Annotated in this window: 1 protein-coding gene; it reads right to left on the bottom strand. The window is 58.0% G+C overall.

The window, feature by feature from the left end; genetic code table 11:
* On the bottom strand, window positions 1-203 hold a 203-nt coding region (locus MN204_RS21040), incomplete at its 3' end, for a hypothetical protein (protein WP_249872992.1).
* Window positions 204-255 lie beyond the last annotated feature (52 nt).

The raw sequence follows: 255 nt of genomic DNA, 5'->3' as shown, positions 1-255 counted from the left end.
ATGACCAGGGCGACCACGATGTACATCACGCCCAGACGCTTGTGGTCGACGCTCGTCAGCCACTCGGTCCAGAGATATTTCCACTTACCGAAGTAAGTCACGAGGCCCAGCACCAGCGCCCCGACGATGCCGACGCCGAGCGCCGTGATCACGAGGATCGGCTCGTGATACGGAATCGCGTCGAGTGTAAGTTTTCCGAACATGCTTACCCCTTCGTCGTACTGCACGACGCGTCATTGAATTCCATGACGTGAC

The organism is Oceanobacillus saliphilus, from assembly GCF_023522835.1.
GTDB lineage: Bacteria > Bacillota > Bacilli > Bacillales > Amphibacillaceae > Oceanobacillus > Oceanobacillus saliphilus.
The sequence above is the reverse complement of the archived record's forward strand: the minus strand, read 5'-3'. Positions and strand labels throughout refer to the sequence as shown.